The 16,990-nt window shown below is 70.0% G+C and carries 21 protein-coding genes; 15 read left to right on the forward strand and 6 right to left on the reverse strand.

The features are described 5' to 3' along the window. The 5 genes from ACA511_RS05390 to ACA511_RS05410 all read left to right on the forward strand — a co-directional run bounded on the left by ACA511_RS05390 (position 1) and on the right by ACA511_RS05410 (position 3,980). Positions 1-858 carry a phosphatase gene (locus tag ACA511_RS05390; protein WP_375022924.1) on the forward strand — a complete coding sequence of 286 codons (858 nt, stop codon included), beginning with the start codon at positions 1-3 and terminating at the stop codon, positions 856-858. Between the two features lie 351 nt (positions 859-1,209). Beyond that, positions 1,210-1,413: a helix-turn-helix domain-containing protein gene (locus tag ACA511_RS05395; RefSeq protein ID WP_187233448.1), complete on the forward strand. Its 204-nt coding sequence runs from the start codon at positions 1,210-1,212 to the stop codon at positions 1,411-1,413. Positions 1,414-1,883: 470 nt separating this feature from the next. After that, on the forward strand, positions 1,884-1,982 hold the full coding sequence (locus ACA511_RS05400; RefSeq protein WP_018654693.1) for a 30S ribosomal protein bS22: 99 nt from the start codon (positions 1,884-1,886) through the stop codon (positions 1,980-1,982). A 47-nt stretch (positions 1,983-2,029) separates the two neighbouring features. Further along, positions 2,030-3,031 (forward strand): NAD-dependent epimerase/dehydratase family protein, encoded by a 1,002-nt coding sequence (locus tag ACA511_RS05405; protein ID WP_375022926.1) that lies wholly within the window; start codon positions 2,030-2,032, stop codon positions 3,029-3,031. A gap of 13 nt (positions 3,032-3,044) precedes the next feature. Continuing rightward, positions 3,045-3,980: a lysophospholipid acyltransferase family protein gene (locus tag ACA511_RS05410; protein ID WP_375022927.1), complete on the forward strand. Its 936-nt coding sequence runs from the start codon at positions 3,045-3,047 to the stop codon at positions 3,978-3,980. 24 nt (positions 3,981-4,004) lie between these two features. Here ACA511_RS05410 and ACA511_RS05415 read toward each other — a convergent pair whose 3' ends face one another. Continuing rightward, entirely contained in the window at positions 4,005-4,895 is an 891-nt protein-coding gene (locus ACA511_RS05415; protein ID WP_375022928.1) for an RNA polymerase sigma-70 factor, read from the reverse strand. Positions 4,896-5,125: 230 nt separating this feature from the next. Between ACA511_RS05415 and ACA511_RS05420 the strand changes: the two genes are divergently transcribed. Beyond that, complete coding sequence (locus ACA511_RS05420; protein WP_375022929.1) at positions 5,126-6,319, forward strand: cytochrome P450; 1,194 nt, start codon at positions 5,126-5,128, stop codon at positions 6,317-6,319. A 6-nt stretch (positions 6,320-6,325) separates the two neighbouring features. Here the strand turns inward: ACA511_RS05420 and ACA511_RS05425 are convergent, their stop codons facing one another. Further along, positions 6,326-7,057: a hypothetical protein gene (locus tag ACA511_RS05425; protein WP_375022930.1), complete on the reverse strand. Its 732-nt coding sequence runs from the start codon at positions 7,055-7,057 to the stop codon at positions 6,326-6,328. Between the two features lie 250 nt (positions 7,058-7,307). Between ACA511_RS05425 and ACA511_RS05430 the strand changes: the two genes are divergently transcribed. Both ACA511_RS05430 and ACA511_RS05435 read left to right on the forward strand, forming a co-directional pair. Next, positions 7,308-7,853, forward strand: a complete 546-nt coding sequence (locus ACA511_RS05430; protein ID WP_375022931.1) for a hypothetical protein — start codon at positions 7,308-7,310, stop codon at positions 7,851-7,853. Between the two features lie 214 nt (positions 7,854-8,067). Beyond that, on the forward strand, positions 8,068-8,955 hold the full coding sequence (locus tag ACA511_RS05435) for an NBR1-Ig-like domain-containing protein (protein WP_375022933.1): 888 nt from the start codon (positions 8,068-8,070) through the stop codon (positions 8,953-8,955). A 67-nt stretch (positions 8,956-9,022) separates the two neighbouring features. Here ACA511_RS05435 and ACA511_RS05440 read toward each other — a convergent pair whose 3' ends face one another. The 4 genes from ACA511_RS05440 to ACA511_RS05455 form a co-directional block, all read right to left on the reverse strand. Then, positions 9,023-9,433 carry an RNHCP domain-containing protein gene (locus ACA511_RS05440; RefSeq protein WP_375022934.1) on the reverse strand — a complete coding sequence of 137 codons (411 nt, stop codon included), beginning with the start codon at positions 9,431-9,433 and terminating at the stop codon, positions 9,023-9,025. 1 nt (position 9,434) lies between these two features. Next, entirely contained in the window at positions 9,435-9,770 is a 336-nt protein-coding gene (locus tag ACA511_RS05445) for an RNHCP domain-containing protein (RefSeq protein ID WP_375022935.1), read from the reverse strand. Between the two features lie 206 nt (positions 9,771-9,976). Next, a complete protein-coding gene (locus ACA511_RS05450) occupies positions 9,977-10,201 on the reverse strand; it encodes a hypothetical protein (protein WP_375022936.1) in 225 nt (74 codons plus the stop codon). Further along, positions 10,180-10,593, reverse strand: coding sequence for an ATP-binding protein (locus ACA511_RS05455; protein ID WP_375022937.1), 414 nt, complete (start codon positions 10,591-10,593; stop codon positions 10,180-10,182). The genes ACA511_RS05450 and ACA511_RS05455 overlap by 22 nt, the downstream gene beginning before the upstream one ends. A 246-nt stretch (positions 10,594-10,839) precedes the next feature. Here ACA511_RS05455 and ACA511_RS05460 point away from each other — a divergent pair, with 246 nt between their 5' ends. The 7 genes from ACA511_RS05460 to ACA511_RS05490 all read left to right on the forward strand — a co-directional run bounded on the left by ACA511_RS05460 (position 10,840) and on the right by ACA511_RS05490 (position 16,954). Further along, on the forward strand, positions 10,840-11,655 hold the full coding sequence (locus ACA511_RS05460) for a Scr1 family TA system antitoxin-like transcriptional regulator (protein ID WP_375022938.1): 816 nt from the start codon (positions 10,840-10,842) through the stop codon (positions 11,653-11,655). Continuing rightward, positions 11,652-11,831, forward strand: coding sequence for a DUF397 domain-containing protein (locus ACA511_RS05465; protein ID WP_375022939.1), 180 nt, complete (start codon positions 11,652-11,654; stop codon positions 11,829-11,831). Before ACA511_RS05460 ends, ACA511_RS05465 begins: the two co-directional genes overlap by 4 nt. A gap of 8 nt (positions 11,832-11,839) precedes the next feature. Then, a complete protein-coding gene (locus tag ACA511_RS05470) occupies positions 11,840-12,019 on the forward strand; it encodes a DUF397 domain-containing protein (RefSeq protein ID WP_375022940.1) in 180 nt (59 codons plus the stop codon). A 199-nt stretch (positions 12,020-12,218) separates the two neighbouring features. Next, the gene (locus ACA511_RS05475) at positions 12,219-13,892 is read left to right on the forward strand and encodes an Eco57I restriction-modification methylase domain-containing protein (protein WP_375022941.1); all 1,674 of its coding nucleotides are present in this window, start codon (positions 12,219-12,221) and stop codon (positions 13,890-13,892) included. 33 nt (positions 13,893-13,925) lie between these two features. Continuing rightward, on the forward strand, positions 13,926-14,645 hold the full coding sequence (locus tag ACA511_RS05480; RefSeq protein ID WP_375022942.1) for a PaeR7I family type II restriction endonuclease: 720 nt from the start codon (positions 13,926-13,928) through the stop codon (positions 14,643-14,645). 645 nt (positions 14,646-15,290) lie between these two features. Further along, positions 15,291-15,908, forward strand: a complete 618-nt coding sequence (locus ACA511_RS05485; RefSeq protein WP_375022943.1) for an RNA polymerase sigma factor — start codon at positions 15,291-15,293, stop codon at positions 15,906-15,908. Between the two features lie 2 nt (positions 15,909-15,910). Continuing rightward, on the forward strand, positions 15,911-16,954 hold the full coding sequence (locus tag ACA511_RS05490) for a CU044_5270 family protein (RefSeq protein WP_375022944.1): 1,044 nt from the start codon (positions 15,911-15,913) through the stop codon (positions 16,952-16,954). Positions 16,955-16,990 lie beyond the last annotated feature (36 nt).

Raw genomic sequence — 16,990 nt, forward strand, 5'->3', positions numbered from 1 at the left:
GTGAAACCCGCACCGACCCGTGCCGAGCTGCGCGCCCACCTCGTCCGGACGATGATCGCCGGCGACGTGGCGACGCCGCGCCAGAACAACCTGCTGCACTACCGCCGGATGGCCAACGGCAACCCGTACTACCAGTTCGGCCTGGAGTTGAAGCCCTCGTGGACGGAGCGGACCGTCCTGGAGATGATGGTCGAGCGCTGCGGCGTCGACCCCGACCCCCGGCACCTGTTCGGGGACGACACCATCGATCCGGACATCACGCTCGACACGCTTGAGGCGATGGGCGAGCGCATCGGCCTCGCCGCGCGCCGCCAGGAGGACGTGGTGGTCGCGACCGGCCATCCGGCCACGCTGACGCCGCTGTACCAGGCGGTCGCGCGTGCGCTGGAGGGGGCGGGCTGCCGGGTGCTGACGCCCGCGGCCGGCTGGACGTACGAGATCGAGACCGGCTACGGCGGCTCGGACCTGCGCCGCATCGTCTACGCCGAGCCCGGCGTGGCGATGCTGGAGGGCGACGACCACCGGACGCACCACACGCACGACCCGCACCCGATGGAGGCCATGCTCCGGGAGCTGGCTTCTAGCGTTTCCGAGTCGTCCGTGGGGGCTAAACCTGATTTTTGGCCGGATCTGGCCATCGCCGATCACGGCTGGGCCGGAGCCGCCGGTCAGGCGGGCATCGACACCGTGGGGTTCGCGGACTGTAACGACCCGGCGCTGTTCGCCGGGGCCGCCGAAGGCAAGATCGACGTGGTCGTGCCGCTCGACGACGGCGTCTCCCCGCACCACTACGCGCCGCTGACCGCCTACATCCTCGATCGCGCGGGTCTGCCCGCCGGGCCCGTCCCGTCCGGCTGAGTCCCCTTACCGCCGCGCGGGGACGTCCTGGCGCCGTCGGTCCTGTCACGGCGTGTGACAGGACGGCCGTAACGGGGCGCATGGGCTTGCGCTGCGCCAGCGGGGACAGCGGAACCGCAGGTCAGTGCGGGGTTCTGGTTGACAACCGTTCGTCGTGACACGCGTAGTGCCGTCACGTCCACGCTGCGTGCGGGCTCAGCACTGTAACCCGTGGGTCAGGTCGGGGTACGGAAATGTGCGGAACTCCCCTCTTGCGACTGCCGATACGCGATTTACGCTGGAGGAAGTACACGTGCGTGATCAAAGTCACCCGAAGGGCCGGTGCGCGGCACGTGTGGAAGAGGGCGTCCGATGAGCTCAGGCGAGCGACCTCTGAGCGAGGTCAGGTTCCTGACCGTGGCCGAAGTGGCGGCGGTGATGCGGGTGTCCAAGATGACCGTCTACCGCCTCGTCCACTCGGGCGAGCTTCCCGCGATCCGCGTGGGCCGCTCGTTCCGGGTCCCCGAGCAGGCCGTTCACGACTACCTGCGCGACGCGTACATCGAAGCCGGATAACGGGTAAGGGCGGGGCATGAGCCACGACCCCGCCGAATACTCCGCACCCGGCCGTGCAGGGGGCATCGGGGCGATCTCTCGGGACCGTCCCGAAGCTGGGGAGGCAGGACGAGGACCGGCCGGCGGCCGCGCGGCCGCCGGAGCCGGCGTCCGGGGAACGGGGGCACCGCCCCCGCCGTCCCGGGCCCGGCGATTCGGTCCGGACACCGGACGGGACGGGCGGCCGGCCGCGGGGCCGGCGACAGGGCCCGCCCCGGCGGAACGGTGCCCGGCGCCGTGCGACGCGCGGCGCCGGACGCCGCACCGCCCGCGCCGCGGGCGGCATGAGCCCTGCCCCGGAGCGGGGCACGGCGTGATCCCCGTTCGTTCGGCGGTAGTCTTGGGCGGACCGTGCGCGCTTCTCGTCGAGCCCTGCTCGCTTGCGGCACGTTCGTCTCCTGCACATCACCCGATACGCCGAGCGAGGTCCCGTGGGCTCTGTCATCAAGAAGCGTCGCAAGCGGATGGCCAAGAAGAAGCACCGCAAGCTGTTGAAGAAGACGCGTATTCAGCGCCGCAACAAGAAGTGATCACACCGGCGAGTCAGCCGTAAGGGGTGGGGCGCACAGTGTCCTCCATGCCCACCGCCGCGGCCCGTGTCGTCCTCGTCACGGGTGTGTCCCGTTTCCTGGGGGCGCGGGTCGCGAACGCGCTGCAAGCGGACCCGGGCATCGAGCGGGTCATCGGGGTGGACACGGTGCCGCCCGCGGAGTCCCTCGGCCGCACGGAGTTCGTCCGCGTCGACATCCGCACGCCCGGCATCGCGAAGATCATCGCGTCGGCGGGTGTGGACACGGTCGTGCACCTCAACCTGGTCACCTCTTCGTCCGCGCCGCGGGCGAAGGTGAAAGAGCTCAACGTCATCGGCACGATGCAGTTGCTCGCGGCCTGCCAGCGCTCGCCCGACATGCGCAAGCTCGTCGTCCGGTCCTCCGCCGCCGTGTACGGCTCCTCGCCGATGGACCCCGCGGTCTTCACCGAGCGGGACGAGCCCGTCGAGGCGCCCAAGTCCGGCTACGCGAAGGACGCGGTCGAGGTGGAGGGCTACGTCCGCGGGCTCATGCGGCGCCGCTCCGACCTCACCGTGTCGGTGCTGCGGTTCGCGAACTTCGTCGGCCCCGGCGTCGACTCGCCGCTCACCCGGTACCTGCACCTGCCGGTCGTCCCGACCGTGCTCGGCTTCGACCCGCGGCTCCAGTTCGTCCACGAGGACGACGGCGTCGAGGTGCTGCGCCGCATGACCGTCGAAGACCACCCCGGCTGCTTCAACGTCGCCGGTGACGGCGTGCTGCTGCTCTCCCAGGCCCTGCGCCGCGCCGGACGGCCGTACGTTCCCGTCCCGTCGCCGTCGATCTCCGCGCTCGGCGACCTGGGGCGGCGCTTCGCGGGCCTGTCCGGATTCTCGCCCGAGCTGCTGCGCTGGCTGACGTACGGGCGGGTCATCGACACGACCGCGCTGGAGCGCGAGCTGTCGTGGCACCCCAAGTACGGCTCCGAGGCCGCCTTCGCCGACTTCGCCGCCGCGCAGGGCCTCGGCCTCGGCCACGGCCGGCTGTCGAACCTGCTCGGACGAGCCTGAGAGGAGAGCCCGGATGATGAACGCCCGCCACCTGGACGACGACGACGAGGGTGCGCAGGTCATCCGGCTCGACACCGGCCACCAGGGCTCCGCCGGGGACGAGCCCGTCGAGGAGCCCGGCCCGCTGGAGCGCGGTATCGCGTCCGGGCTGGCGTTCCTGCGCCGCCGGCTGTCCGGCGAGTACGAGGTCGACGAGTTCGGCTTCGACCCCGAGTTCAACTCCACGGTCCTGCTGCCGTTCGCCCGCGCGCTGTACGAGCACTGGTTCCGCGTCGAGCTGTCCGGGCTGGACAACATCCCGGAGGGCGGCGCCCTGCTCGTCGCCAACCACTCGGGCACCATCCCGCTCGACGCGCTGATGCTGTCGGTCGCGCTGCACGACAACGCCGACCGGTGCGTCCGCCTCCTCGGCGCCGACCTCGTCTACCAGATCCCGGTGCTCGGCCACCTTGCCCGCAAGGCCGGGCACACCCTCGCCTGCCAGGCCGACGCCTCGCGGCTGCTGTCCAAGGGCGAACTCGTCGGCGTCTTCCCGGAGGGCTTCAAGGGCGTCGGCAAGCCGTTCGCCGACCGGTACAAGCTCCAGCGCTTCGGACGCGGCGGCTTCGTCGGCACCGCGCTGCGCGCCGGGGCGCCGATCGTCCCCTGCGCCATCGTCGGGGCCGAGGAGATCTACCCCAAGATCGCCGACCTGCGTCCGCTGGCGCGGCTGCTCGGCCTCCCGTACTTCCCGATCACGCCGACGTTCCCGCTGCTCGGGCTCGGCGGGCTCGTCCCGCTGCCGTCCAAGTGGGTGATCCAGTTCGGGGAGCCCATGACGCTGGACGACTTCGACGCCGACGCGGCCGACGACCCCATGACGGTCTTCGAGATCACCGATCACGTCCGCGAGAAGATCCAGCACATGCTCTACGAGGCGCTGCTGCGGCGCGGCCCCGCGTTCCTGTAGGCGCGTTCCTGTAGGCGCGGTCCGCTAGGAGCCCGCAGGCGCGTTCCGCTGGAAGCCGCCGAGCTTGGCGGGGTTCAGCAGCCAGAGCAGCCGGTCGACGCCGTCGCCGGACGCGCTGATCGACAGCAGCGCGAACGCGGCCCCGTCCCGCGACACGAGCACCGCGGGGCGCCCGTTCGCCTCGACCCACGTGACCGTCGCGCCGGGCCAGAAGCGGGGCGCGAACGCCACGACGAACTTCGCGACCCGGTCGCGTCCGGCCACCGGGATCCGGGACGCGCCGCGCACCGCGCCGCCGCCGTCGGTGTAGCTGACCGCGTCCGCGGCGAGCAGCTCCTCCAGGGCGCCGAGGTCGCCCGTCCTCGCCGCCGTGAGGAATGTCTCCAGCAGCCGCCGGTGCGCGGTGCGGCTCACCGGGGTGCGGCGCTCCGCCGCGACGCGCCGCCGCGCCCGGCTGGCGAGCTGCCGGGCGTTCGCCTCGCTCACCTGAAGGATCGCCGCGATGTCGGCGTAGGGGTAGTCGAACGACTCGCGCAGGACGTACGCCGCCCGTTCCGGCGGGGACAGCCGCTCCAGCAGCATCAGGAGGGCCAGCTCGACCTCCGCGGCCCGCTCGGCGCCCGCCTCGGGCCCGCCGCCGGTGTCCAGCGGCTCGGGGATCCACGGCCCGACGTACTTCTCGCGCCGCCGCCGCGCCGACTGGATCACGTTGATCGCCAGCCGGGTCGTCATCGTCACGAGGAAGGCGGCCGGGTCGCGCACGCCGGCGCGGTCCGCCGTCTGCCACTTGACCCACGTCTCCTGGACGACGTCCTCGGCCTCCGCGACGCCGCCGAGCATCTGGTAGGCGATGCCGAACAGCCGGGGCCGCAGCCCCGCGAACACCGACGCGGCCTCGTCCAGCGACTCGTCCATGACCGTGATCCCCCCGGCCGCAGTTTACGGAACCGTCGCCGCCTCGCCGCTCCAGGGCCCGCGGCGGGGGCTCGCTCGTCCCGGCCGGACGGGGTGGCGGGCCGGGTGTTCATCGTTCTCGTCCTGCTGCTGGCGGCGACCGTCGCCCGGCGCGCAGAATGTGGGGGCGGCCCGCCCGCGCCGAGCACGTCCGATCATCGCGGTCGTCGCACCGCCGAACTGGAGGCGCCATGGCTTCGGAGAACGTGCCCACCGGTGCGGAGGCCCCCGCCCCGCACGTTGCGTTCGACCCGTTCACCGGTCCGGCGCCCGCCGGGCGGGTCCATCCGCGGCTGGACGAGCTGCGCGAGCGGCACCCCGCGTTCCGCAGCGACGCCGGGCACGGCTTCTGGGTGCTGACCCGCTACGACGACGTCCTCGCCGCGTTCCAGGACCCGGGGACGTTCTCCAGCCGCGCGATCGCCGTCAGCGACCCCGACCCCGCGTACCAGTGGATCCCGGTCATGCTCGACCCGCCGCTCCACACGACGTGGCGGCGGCTGCTCCGCCCGTTCTTCACCCCCGTCGCCGCCGCCGTGCTGCGGGACCGGATCACCCGGCACTGCGCCGCCCTGATCGACGGCCTCGCGGCCCGGGGCTCGTGCGACTTCGTCGCCGACTTCGCCCGCCTCTACCCCACGACGATCTTCCTGGAACTGGTCGGGCTCCCCATCGACAGGCTGGAGGAGTTCCTCGGCTGGGAGTACGCCATCCTGCACCCGCCGCCGTCCGGCGGCGGGCGGGCCGCGGCGATGGCGGCGGTGACGGAGTGCTTCACCGAGCTGATCCGGGAGCGCCGGGCGCATCCGCGGGACGACCTGATCAGCGCCGCGACCGCCTTCGCCGTCGACGGACGGCCCGTCACCGACGACGAGCTGCTGCAACTGTGCACCCTGCTGTTCCTCGCCGGCCTCGACACCGTCACGGCGCAGCTGTCCTACATCTTCTGGCACCTGGCCCGGCACGACGCAGACCGGGCCCGCATCGCGGCCGACCCGGACGGCGTCCCCGACGCGATCGAGGAGTTCCTCCGCGTCTACGCGATCGTCCTGCCCGCGCGCAAGCTCACCCGCGACGTCGACCTGCACGGCTGCCCGATGAAGGCCGGCGACATGGTCATGCTGCCGCTCTCGGCGGCGACCCGCGACCCGCGCGCCGTCCCCGCCGCCTCGTCCGTCGACCTGGACCGTCCGCCGACCCGCCACCTGGCCTTCGGCGCGGGCCCGCACCGCTGCCTCGGCTCGCACCTCGCCCGCCTCGAACTCCAGATAGCCCTGCGCGAGTGGCACGCCCGGATGCCGGATTACCGCATCACTCCGGGCACCGAGCCGCTTGAGCACGCCAGCCTCGTCCTCGGCCTGGACACCCTCCCGCTGAGCTGGTGAGATCCGCTAGAACCGGAGGTCGCGCGAGCCCGGCCCGTCGATGTACCGGGCGAGCCAGGCCGGCACGTCCGGGCGGGGATACGCCTGGAGGTCGTCGAGGTAGTGCTCGGGCGCCAGCAACTGGTCGTGGGGGAACGGGCCGTCGCCGTAGTCGTAGTTCACGGTCGTCTCACCGAAGCTCGTGACGGTCAGCAGCAGCCGCCACCACGGCCCGGCGGGCATCTCCGCCGCGGCGAGCCGCTGGCCCCGGACGAGCGCGGCGACCGGCTCCGGCACCGGCGCGACGACCGACCGCTGATAGGACGAGAACCGCAGGTGGGCGATCTCGGCGGAGACCGTGAAGGCGAACTCCGCCCGCAGCCACTCCCATTCGGGCGGCCCCAGCCGGGCCAGTTCCTGCACGATCGGCTCGATCAGTTGGGCGGCCTCCGCGGCGACCGCGTCCTCGGGTTCGGGCCCGACGACGGTGAAGCTGCTGAAGACCGGCTCGTCCCGGTCGCCGTCCTGCTCCAGCCACCGGACGAACTCGGCCATGTACTCGTCGGAGCCGAGCCCGGCGCCGGGCGGCGAGGTGCCGCGCTCCCGCGCGGTGAACCGGTCCTGGGCCTGCCGCGGAGGCACCGACGACGACACCTCCTCGATGCGGCCCGAGTCGCCGACCAGGAACACCGACCGCCCCACCGGAATGTCGAGGAACGCCATCGGGTCGCTCTCGTCGACCTCTACCGGCGCGTACACGCTCCAACCGGACTCGAAACGATCCGCCGCCAAACCCTCGGTGGGATAGTCCAGGCCGCGCGAGCGGATCCATTCCACCACCAGGGAAATCGCTTGCGCCGCGTCCATTCGTCTGGCCTCCCGCGTGTTGTTCCGGTCACCCTATGTGGTGTGCGGCAAACGCGAAAGCGGTTCGGCGGCACGGCCGGAGCGGCGCACTTCACAGCGCGCCCCCCTTCCTGACGGGCCGGTGAAGGACCAACCTGAACCGATGGAGGCCGTCTTCGCAGAAGAGCACATCACCTTCCCGCGCTACGGCTTTCGCGGCGCCACGGTCCACCCCACCGGAATGGTCACGGCCGCGCGGATACGCGACGCCGACTGGACGGCCGTCCGGCCCGAGATCCGGACGACTCTCGGCGAGACCCTGTTCCTGCCCCGCGCGCGGCAGTGCGAGCTTGAACGGTTCTGCGTCCGCAACGGCGTCACCAGGAGTTTCCGCTTCGACGCCTGGGGGGATCTTCTCGAACCCTTCCTCGACACGCGTTTCGACCCCGAAGACGAACGCGCCACCCTCGCCCGGTTGCACGGGGCCGGATTCGCCGCGCGGGAGGTCGCCGAAATCCGCCGGCGTCTCACGCCGCTGATGCACGCCTACAACTTCGGTGCGATGGTCTGGGAGTGGGCCTACCTCGGTCTGTGCGATCTCCTCAACGCCGCCAACGCGCCTGTCATCGACCCCGGCGTCCGGAACGCACTCGGCGACCCGGCGGCGTTCTACGACTGGACCATGATGATCGCCGACCGTCCCCGCTGACCCGCGACGGCGGCGGGCGGGGGCGTCTCCGGCACGCGGTGTGAACCCGGCGGCGTTCCGTCCCCGCCATACCGCTTCTCGCGGGTCGGTTGCGCGGCGGAGGTGTTTTCTGCAAGATCAGAAACGGTGTGCCGCGGGACCGGGAAACCGTGTCGTGCGACAGGACCTTCACCGGAACGCGTCCGGTCGGCGGGCGCCAGGACGGGAGTAAGCCTTGCCCGAGGCCGGTTCGTCAACACCCGCGGACGGAAGACGAGACCGCGAGGAGCAGTTCGCCGGGGAGCTGCGGCGGCTGCGCGCCGCGGCGGGCAACCCGTCGTTCCGGGCGATGGCCGGCAAGGCGGGCACCGTCAGCCACACGACACTGCACGAGGCGGCGAAGGGCGTCCGGTTCCCGAGCTGGCTGACGACGCGGGCCTTCGTCGAGGTGTGCGGCGGAGACGTGGACGAATGGCGTGCGCGCTGGTACGAGGCGTCCGGCGCCGGAGAAGCCGAGCAGGCCGACCAGGCCGGGGAGGCCGGGGAGGCCGGGGCCGCCGACGGTCCGGGCGAGGACACCATCGAGATGCCGGGCGCGGACGACGATCGCGTCCGGAGGTCGCCGCGCGCGTACGCCGTCGTGGGCGCGGCCTGCGGAGTGCTGCTGATCGTCGGCGGGACCGCCGTGTACATGCGGCAGGAGCAGCAGAGCCGTCCGGGGACGCGTTCCACCGCCGCCGCGGACACCCCGCCTCCCGGGCCCGTCTTCCCCGGCGACCGAAGCGTCTTCGTCCGCGACGTCACCATTCCCGATGGGACGGCGGTGAAGGTCGGCGAGCGGTTCGTGAAAACGTGGGAGATCAAGAACGCCGGGACCGTCCCCTGGCACGACCGGTTTCTGCTGAGGGCCGACCTGCCCGCCGACAACGGGACCTGCTCCACTCCTGGAAAGGTGCGGATCCCCGACACCGCGCCGGGCCGCAATGTGCGGATCGCAGTCCCCGTCGTGGCGCCGAGCCGACCCGGTTCGTGCTGGGTCGGCTGGAAGATGGTGGACGGACGGGGACAGCAGTTCCTGCCGGGCGCGAGGCCCATCTATTTCGTGGTCAACGTCGCCGGATAGCGCCCGCCGACTCGGCGGCTGATCGCGCGCACCGTGGGCGGTGCCGGGGCACCGCCCACGGCGGCCTTCACAGGGTGAGCATCGTGCGGGTGGCGATGGCCCCGTCTTGGAGCGGCGCCAGGGCCAGGCGCATCAGGGCCAGCGCGTTGTCGTCACCGGCGATGCGGTTGGCGCTGACCTTTCCGCAGGTCAGGCACTGATGGATGATCAGCCATTCGCCGTCGGGGCGCGCCGACAGCGTCAGCGGCTCCATGCGCCTCCGGCAGGCGGACGCGCGGTCGCCGGGGACGCGGTGGTCCACGTGCAGGCTGACCAGGCAGTTCGGGCAGTGGTTGCGGTGGGCGCTGCCCGGCGCGTCCAAGGACACGTCGAGGCGGCACCCGACGCAGCGGAAGGCGCCCGCGCGCCCGCCCTCGGTATGGAGGACGTCCTTGCGGCGCTGCGGCCGCCGTCCCCGCGAGTTCTTTCGCCGTGCCATATCAAAGCGACCCGAACGTTTCGAGGGGGAACGGCGGCTCCGCCAGCGGACGCACCGCCATGCGCATGAGGATGAGCTGGTTGTCATCCGTGCACACCGGATTGGACGTGAGCAGGTCGCAGCCCACGCAGCGATGGACGACCATCCAGTCGCCGGTGCGCAGCACCGCGATGGCGATGGGCATCATCCGCGAACGGCAGTCGCTCCGGCCGCCCTCGATGTGGTCGATGACGTGCTCGGAATGCAGACACGCGGGACAGTGATTGCGGCGCGTACCGTCAGCGGCGCGGACGGTGACGTTCAGACCGCATTTGATGCAGAGGAAGGTGTCGGACACCCGGAAGCTCCTTGCTGAGAGTCGTTGAAGACAGCAAGAGGCGGCCGAGCGGTCTCGGCGAACGGTTACAGAATGCGCCGAGTAACGCTCGGCACGGGCTGGGACATAAATCCTCTTCCTAAGGCACAAGGCCAGGTACATGCGATCCGGTGGACTCGCCAGCGTAGACACCGTCGCGCGCCGCACGCGACTGGTTTTCCCGGAGGTCACCAGGTCGCGGGGAAGAGGCGGTGCTTGAGAAGGCGATCGATCTGGGCGGCGGCCGGGGCCGGGACGGGGAACTCCTCACGCCGGTAGAACCTCACGAACCGCCAGCCCTGGGGAGCGAGCACCGCGGTGAGGTCGTCCAGGTACCGCGTGGCCGTCTGGTGCCCCAGCCGGGTGCGCCACCGGAGCAGATGGCGTCCGGCTAGATCCCGCACTGCGCCCACGCCAGCTTCCCTCCTTCCACCAGCGGCCGCGTCCCCCAGTCGCGCGCGAGACCGGCCACCATCTGGAGCCCGCGCCCGCTGATCGCCGCGTGGTTCTCCGGCTGGACCACCGGCCGCCCGTCACCGCCGTCCCGGACCTCGATCGTGGGCAGGCCGTCGCGCTCGTCCTGGAACACGCGCAGGACGATCGGCCCCTCTCCGTGCAGCAGCGCGTTCGTGACCAGCTCGGAGACGATGAGCCGCCCGGTGTGGTCGTCGGTGACGCCCCACCCGGCGAACCGCTCGGCGACGAACCGCCGCGCCTCGGCCGGCGCGTGCTCGTCCGGTTCGAGGACGAGAGTCGAAACGCCCTCGTCGCACATCGCGGCCACTCCCTTTGTGAATTGATACATTGCCCAGCACTCCATCCCGTCCGATTTGCCCGACAGGTTGCGAAAACCAATTCCGCTATGACCGTTTCGTGGGGAACTGTCAAAAGATCTGCGTCGAACATGCCGACTCTTTTTCTGTCATCCCCTGGCCGAGCATCGCGCAAAGTGTCATGCTGGGAAATGCGAAAGGAACCCCACAAGGCAACCTTGGACCATGGCCCCCGACCACTGGTCGTCGCTGGTCATGGCTGGTCATAGGGAGAAGCCGTGCCGCAACCCCCGAAGCGCCTCACCCCGTCGAACAGCGCCCTCGACCTGTTCGGATCAGAAGTCCGCAGATACCGCGTGCTCGCGAACTACAGCATCAAGCAACTCGCCGACAAGATCCCATACAGCCCGTCCTTCATCGGCGCCGTCGAACGCGCCGAATGCCACTGCGAACGAAACTTCGCCGAACACTGCGACGCCTCCCTCGACACCAAGCAGGCCCTCGCCCACCTCCACGACGGCCTGTTCGGCGACAAGAAGGACGGCTTCCCCGAGTGGTTCCGCAAGTGGCCCGGCGTCGAGGAGGAAACGCGGACCCTCAAGGTCTACGAGCCGCAGGTCATCTACGGCCTCCTCCAGACCGAGGAGTACGCGAGCACCCTCCTCTTCGGCGACAGCGAGGCGGTCGACGCGAGAATGGCCCGGCAGGCGATCCTCACGCGCACCGCGCCGCCCCCACCGCGCCTGATCTACCTGCTGCCCGAGACCGTGCTTTGGAACGACGTGGGAGGGCCAGAGGTGATGCGTGCCCAGCTCCAGCGTCTATCGGGTGCAGTGGGGCCCCGCCTCAGCGTCCAAGTGGTACCGAACGGTGTGGCCCACCCGGGCAACCTTGGGACCTTTACCCTGGCGACGCTGCCAAATGGCCGGGAGATGGCCTACGTTCTGACGGCTGCACGTGGCATCATGATGGAAGGACAAGAGGACATCTCCACACTCAAGGAGCAATTCGACGCAATCTGCACGCAAGCTCTCCCGGTGGGTATGAGCGTCGAACTGATCAATCGGACGATTGAAGAGAAGTGGATGACATGAAGCCTGAACTGAACTGGCGAAAGTCGAGTCGCAGCAGCAGCGCTGGAGACCAGTGCGTTGAGGTGGCCGGTGTGGAGGACGCGGTTGCGGTCCGGGACTCGAAGGACCCTGACGGGCCAGTCCTCGTTGTCCGCTCAGCAGCGTTGCGTGAGGCGATCCTGCGTGTGACTGCTTAGGAAGCACGATGCGCGATGTGACCTGGCGTAAGTCGAGCCACAGCGGCAGCTCTGGCGGCCAGTGCGTCGAACTCGCCGCAACGAGCGGCGGTGTGGCCGTCCGGGATTCGAAGGACCGGGACGGGGCGGTCCTGCTCGTTCCGCGTCCGATCCTGCGGGCGGCCCTCCGCGGCCTGATCGGCCGTTAGCCCCGGCGGGCTACTCATCCTCCGGCCGATCCAACGATCTGCGAGCGAACCAATGGGATGGGGATGGGGATGTCGGCCGGCATGACCCGTCAGCAGCGGGATCAGCCGGTCGGTACTACGTTGCGTGCACGCCGAGGACCGGCGGAGCTGCCAGTGTGGCGGCGCGGTGGTGTCACAGGGGGCGTCTACGATGAAGGCCATGCTGACGGAGCCGGGTGGGAGCCTCGCTGACACGACGCCGAACGCAGGCGCCGCGCCGGTGCAGTACGGGGAGATCTTCACCCGGCGGTGGATCGTTGAACTGATCCTCGATCTCTGCGGCTACTCCGTGGACACGGACCTGACAACGAAAAGGCTCGTAGAGCCAGCCATCGGCTCCGGTGCCTTCCTCATGCCGGTCCTGGACCGACTGTGCGAAGCCAAGGAGAAGTACTCGCCCGACGGGCCCTGGGATGAGTTGCTTCCCACCATCCTCGCCATGGACGTTCAGCCCGGGCATGTGCGCAACTGCCGACGGCTCGTCGTGGAACGACTCACCAGGGCGGGGTGCCCGGCTGAAGCCGCGAACCGACTCGCGGTCGCCTGGGTGCGGGAAGGGGATTTTCTGCTCGACAAGGTCGCCGGCGGCGTGGATTATGTGGTCGGGAACCCACCGTACATTCGCATCGAAGACGTGGCTCCCGGCCTTCTTGCCGCGTACCGGCGGGCCTGCCCCACTATGGGAGGCAGGGCTGATGTATACATCGGCTTTTTCGAGCGCGGCCTCGACCTGCTCGGTGAAGGCGGCACTCTGGCGTTCATCTGTGCTGACCGCTGGATGCGGAACCAGTACGGACGCCGCTTGCGGGAGAAGATCGTCAATGGTGGTTTCGCCGTCGACTCCTGTTTGGTGATGCACGACGTCGCTGCGTTCGAGAACGAAGTGTCCGCCTATCCGGCTATCACCGTCCTCACGCGTGGACCGCAAGGCGATGTGGGCATCGGCGAGGCGGGCGAGACCTTCGACTTCAAAGCCGCCGCGGACTTTGCGTCCTGGTCGAGCCTCCGGACGCGTAACCCCCTCCATGACACAGCTGTACGGGGGTCGCGCCTGCCGCATTGGCACCGCACCGCCGACTCGTGGCCGGACGGAACTCCCGAGGCCCTGGCGTGGCTTGAGGATTTGCAGGACCGGCATCCGCCGCTCGAAGATCGCGGGGCCGGCACCCGGATAGGGATCGGTGTCGCGACCGGAGCCGACGCGGTTTACATCACACAGGACGCCGAGGCGGCCGAACCGGAACGTATGCTGCCGCTCGCCATGTCCGCCGACGTGAAGAGCGGCACCTATGGCTGGACGGGGCATTACCTGGTCAACCCATGGGACGACGATGGTCTCGTCGACCTGGACGAATGGCCACAGTTGTCCGAGTACCTCAGCCGGAACGCGACCGCCATCCTGCGCCGTTCGATCTCGAAGCGGTCACCTGCGAGTTGGTTCCGCACCATCGACCGCGTCACCTCGTCTCTCACCGACCGGCCGAAGCTTCTTCTCGAAGACATGAAGCGGCAGCCGAATCCCGTCCTGGAGCCGGGCGGCCACTATCCGCACCACAATCTCTACTACCTGGTGTCTCAGGAGTGGGACCTGGAGGTCTTGGGTGGCCTCCTCCTCTCTGAGGTCGTAGAGCGCCAGATTGCGGCATACTGCGTGAAGATGCGCGGTAACACCTTGCGCTTTCAGGCTCAGTATCTCCGCAGAGTGCATGCTCCGCGGCCCGCGGAGATCTCTGCGGACATAGCAGATGAGCTCGTCGTGGCATTCAGGGCTCGCGATAGGGCCGCAGCCACGGCCGCAGCGTTGGCTGCCTACAAGTTGAGCGCGCTTCCCTAGCTTTCGCCTCCTCCCCTCCCCCCGGAGTAGTCCATGGGCCATACGGCCGAGCAAAGAGTGCAGCTTGCCCTTGAGCACTGGGTTCAAGTGCGTCGCGAGCAGCAAGAAAAGTCCAGGGCCAGCGGCAATGCTCAGGAGGGTAACCGGTCAGCGGTCACCGGTGCTGGGCATCTCGACGGGCTGAACACTCTGATCGTGGACGAAATACGGAGCACTGGTGCGTCCGGCCTGGAGATCCGGACCAATCGAAAGGCCACCCTGCCGGGGTACTACCGGCCGTCCAAGGCATGGGATCTGCTTGTACTTCAGCACGGCTGCCCCGTGCTCGTCGTGGAGTACAAATCAATGAAGGGAAGTGAGGGAAAGAACCTCAACAATCGTGCCGACGAGATATTCGGGATGGCCGAGGACCTTCGGCAAGCGGAACTCAACGGGCGGCTCTTGAAGAATCTGCGTCGAGCCTATGTATTCGTTATGGGCCTCACCCCCGAGAGCCTCAACCCGGTGGAGGTGCGGACCGCTTTCGGTGGAGCCGACCCGATCTTTGATGGGCGCTCCTACTTCGAACGGTCTGTGATCATGTGCCATCGGATGCGCGAGTCGGGTCTGTTTCACCTGACCTGGGCCGTCGGCGTCCGGGAGGATCCGGTCAGTTGGTACGAGCCGAGCCCTGAAGTCGGATGGCTGCGCTTTGCCGCGGATCTGCACGGGGCCTTCGGCGGCAATGCCCCCGTGCCTCCAGAAGTCCCCTGATCCTGGGCGTACGGCCCTGCATGCCAGGGTCACCCTCCGCAGTCCCAAGGCGGTGTCGTTGGGAAGGACCGATCCCGGAGCCCTGGCCGGTGGTCGGGTTCGCGAGTAGCTGGGCTTGACGAGGTGGACGGTCATGCTCGGGTCACTTCGATCGTCTCGACGTGCCGTCCTCGTACTTCGTCTCGCCAAGGGCCGTGTCGCCCAATTTCACGACAGCCTGGAGTGCGGGTGCGTCCTGGATGGCGAAGGACGTGCGGTCCAGGTCGTCGGTGGCGCGCTTACTTTCACGGGAATGGACCGTCGGGGTCCTCTTCGGTGAAGGCGAGTTCGTCCACGTGGTCGGGAAGCACCGTGCGAGCGCATCTCCGTTGTGAACTCGGCGCGAGACATCGTGGCGCGGACCGAGGTCGGGGTCACCAGCGCCGGGGCCGATGCCAGACACGCGTGCGCAGGGCGCTTGACGGGGCGTTCGGTGATCTTCGCCGTAGCCGGTCTGGGGCTGTTCTGGCGTTCGGGCTGTTGACCGGGTCTTCGTGTGCTGTGCGAGGGGGGTGGGGAAATCGAGGGGGTTCGGAGCGAAAGGGATTGGGGGGTGCGGCGGAGTTGGGGTGACAGCCGGACACACGATCCCGGAGGGTTCCCCTTATGGCCTACCCCGTGGATGCGCCGCCCGACGACGACCGAACGTCGGATTCCGGAGCGGCGCATCACATGGTGAATGCGGAGGACGCGCGGCTCATCCGTGAGTCGTTGCACGATCCGGAGCAGTTCACCGCCGTCTACGACCGGCATTACACGGTCGTCTATCGCTACGTCGCAGGCCGTCTCGGTTCGCAGCCGGCCGACGACATCGCCGCCGAGACCTTCCTGGTCGCGTTCCGGCGGCGCACGAGCTTCGACGAGGGCAAGGGCACGTTGCGGTCCTGGCTCTTCGGCATCGCAACGAAGCTGGTGTCGCAGCACCGCCGCGCCGAGACCCGCCGCTACCGGGCGCTCGCCAGGGTCGGGGCCGATCCCGCGGTCGGCAGCCACGAGGAGCAGGTCGTCACGTGGGTGACCGCTGAGGGCCTCCAACCGCAGCTGGCCCGGGCGCTCGCCGCACTGTCGGCGAAGGAGCGCGATGTCGTGCTGCTCGTGGCGTTGAGCGGGCTCGGCCACGACGAGGTCGCGGCCGCGCTCGGCATCCCGTACGGCACGGTCGGCTCCCGTCTCAACCGCGCGCGCCGCAAGCTGCGCGCCGCCCTCGAACTGGAAGGTCTGTAGCGATGGACGAAATGCGGATGATCAGCACGCTGCTCGACGAGGAGCCGTCCCGGCGGTCGGTCGAGGAGGGACGCGCGCGGCTGGAGCGGGAGGTCCGGTCGCCCAGGCGGACGCCCCGGTTCTCGATGCCGCGCTGGAGGATCGCGGTTCCGGTGCTGGCCGCGGGGGCGGTCGCCGCGGTGACCGCCGTCGCGGTCGGGATGTCCTCGGGCACCACGCCCCGCGCACCCGACGCGGCGGGGCCGATGTCGGCCCGCACCGTGCTGCTCTCGGCGGCGTCGACGGTCGAGCGGACGCCGCTCACCCAGGGGAAGTACTGGCACGTGGTGTCGCAGGAGCGCGTCAGGATGATCATGGGCGAGGGCATGTTCGACTCCACCTCGCAGACGGGATGGTGGGACGCCGGGCCAGGCCGCGAGGCGTGGTCCGCCACCCGCGGCCTCGGCAGCCGCTACCTCGGCCCCGCGCCGAAGGGCGGGCCGAAGGTCATCGACAACGGCGGCAGGCCGCAGCCGGAGCGGACCACCGACAGCGGTCCGACCGGCTGGACGAAGGTCAAGGTGCCGGGCGGGCACGCGTTCCGCCTGCAGGAGTGGGGCAGCCTCACGCCGCCGGACGTGCGCAGGCTCCCGGAGGACCCGCGGAGCCTCAAGATCTTCCTGGCGCAGGCGCTCAAGCGGTCGGTGCGGGCCGACGGCGGCTCGATCGACCCGGTGGAATGGCTCTTCGCCAACGCGCAGAAGATCGGCACCACGCCCGCGTCGCCGAAGACGCTGGGCGCGACCTACCGGCTGCTCGCCACCGATCCGGGGCTCCGGGTCGTCGGCCAGGTCAGCGACCCGCTCGGCCGGAAGGGGACGGCGATCGCCCGCCCGGTCGCCGGGGGCGGCCAGGGCGAGGAGTGGCTGGTGATCGACCCGGCGACCGGGCGGATGCTCGCGCACGAAGACGTCCGCAAGCCCGCGACCGTGACCGGCTACCGCGCGATCGTCTCCTGCGGCTGGACGAACACGGTCCCGGACTACCCGCTCGGCACGGTCGGTTAGCGCGGGACGAGTGACCCGGCGCCCGCGGGCGCCGGG

It is taken from the genome of Actinomadura sp. GTD37 (assembly GCF_041951365.1).
In the GTDB taxonomy this organism is placed as follows: Bacteria; Actinomycetota; Actinomycetes; order Streptosporangiales; family Streptosporangiaceae; genus Spirillospora.

Excerpts from the sequence above, each read along its gene's own strand:
- ACA511_RS05455 (WP_375022937.1), bottom strand. The coding sequence starts at position 10,593 with ATGTATCAATTCACAAAGGGAGTGGCCGCGATGTGCGACGAGGGCGTT.
- ACA511_RS05395 (WP_187233448.1), top strand. The coding sequence starts at position 1,210 with ATGAGCTCAGGCGAGCGACCTCTGAGCGAGGTCAGGTTCCTGACCGTG.
- ACA511_RS05475 (WP_375022941.1), top strand. The coding sequence starts at position 12,219 with ATGCTGACGGAGCCGGGTGGGAGCCTCGCTGACACGACGCCGAACGCA.
- ACA511_RS05440 (WP_375022934.1), bottom strand. The coding sequence starts at position 9,433 with ATGGCACGGCGAAAGAACTCGCGGGGACGGCGGCCGCAGCGCCGCAAG.
- ACA511_RS05480 (WP_375022942.1), top strand. The coding sequence starts at position 13,926 with ATGGGCCATACGGCCGAGCAAAGAGTGCAGCTTGCCCTTGAGCACTGG.
- ACA511_RS05430 (WP_375022931.1), top strand. The coding sequence starts at position 7,308 with ATGGAGGCCGTCTTCGCAGAAGAGCACATCACCTTCCCGCGCTACGGC.
- ACA511_RS05420 (WP_375022929.1), top strand. The coding sequence starts at position 5,126 with ATGGCTTCGGAGAACGTGCCCACCGGTGCGGAGGCCCCCGCCCCGCAC.
- ACA511_RS05470 (WP_375022940.1), top strand. The coding sequence starts at position 11,840 with ATGCGCGATGTGACCTGGCGTAAGTCGAGCCACAGCGGCAGCTCTGGC.
- ACA511_RS05485 (WP_375022943.1), top strand. The coding sequence starts at position 15,291 with ATGGCCTACCCCGTGGATGCGCCGCCCGACGACGACCGAACGTCGGAT.
- ACA511_RS05415 (WP_375022928.1), bottom strand. The coding sequence starts at position 4,895 with ATGGACGAGTCGCTGGACGAGGCCGCGTCGGTGTTCGCGGGGCTGCGG.
- ACA511_RS05410 (WP_375022927.1), top strand. The coding sequence starts at position 3,045 with ATGATGAACGCCCGCCACCTGGACGACGACGACGAGGGTGCGCAGGTC.
- ACA511_RS05405 (WP_375022926.1), top strand. The coding sequence starts at position 2,030 with ATGCCCACCGCCGCGGCCCGTGTCGTCCTCGTCACGGGTGTGTCCCGT.
- ACA511_RS05490 (WP_375022944.1), top strand. The coding sequence starts at position 15,911 with ATGGACGAAATGCGGATGATCAGCACGCTGCTCGACGAGGAGCCGTCC.
- ACA511_RS05465 (WP_375022939.1), top strand. The coding sequence starts at position 11,652 with ATGAAGCCTGAACTGAACTGGCGAAAGTCGAGTCGCAGCAGCAGCGCT.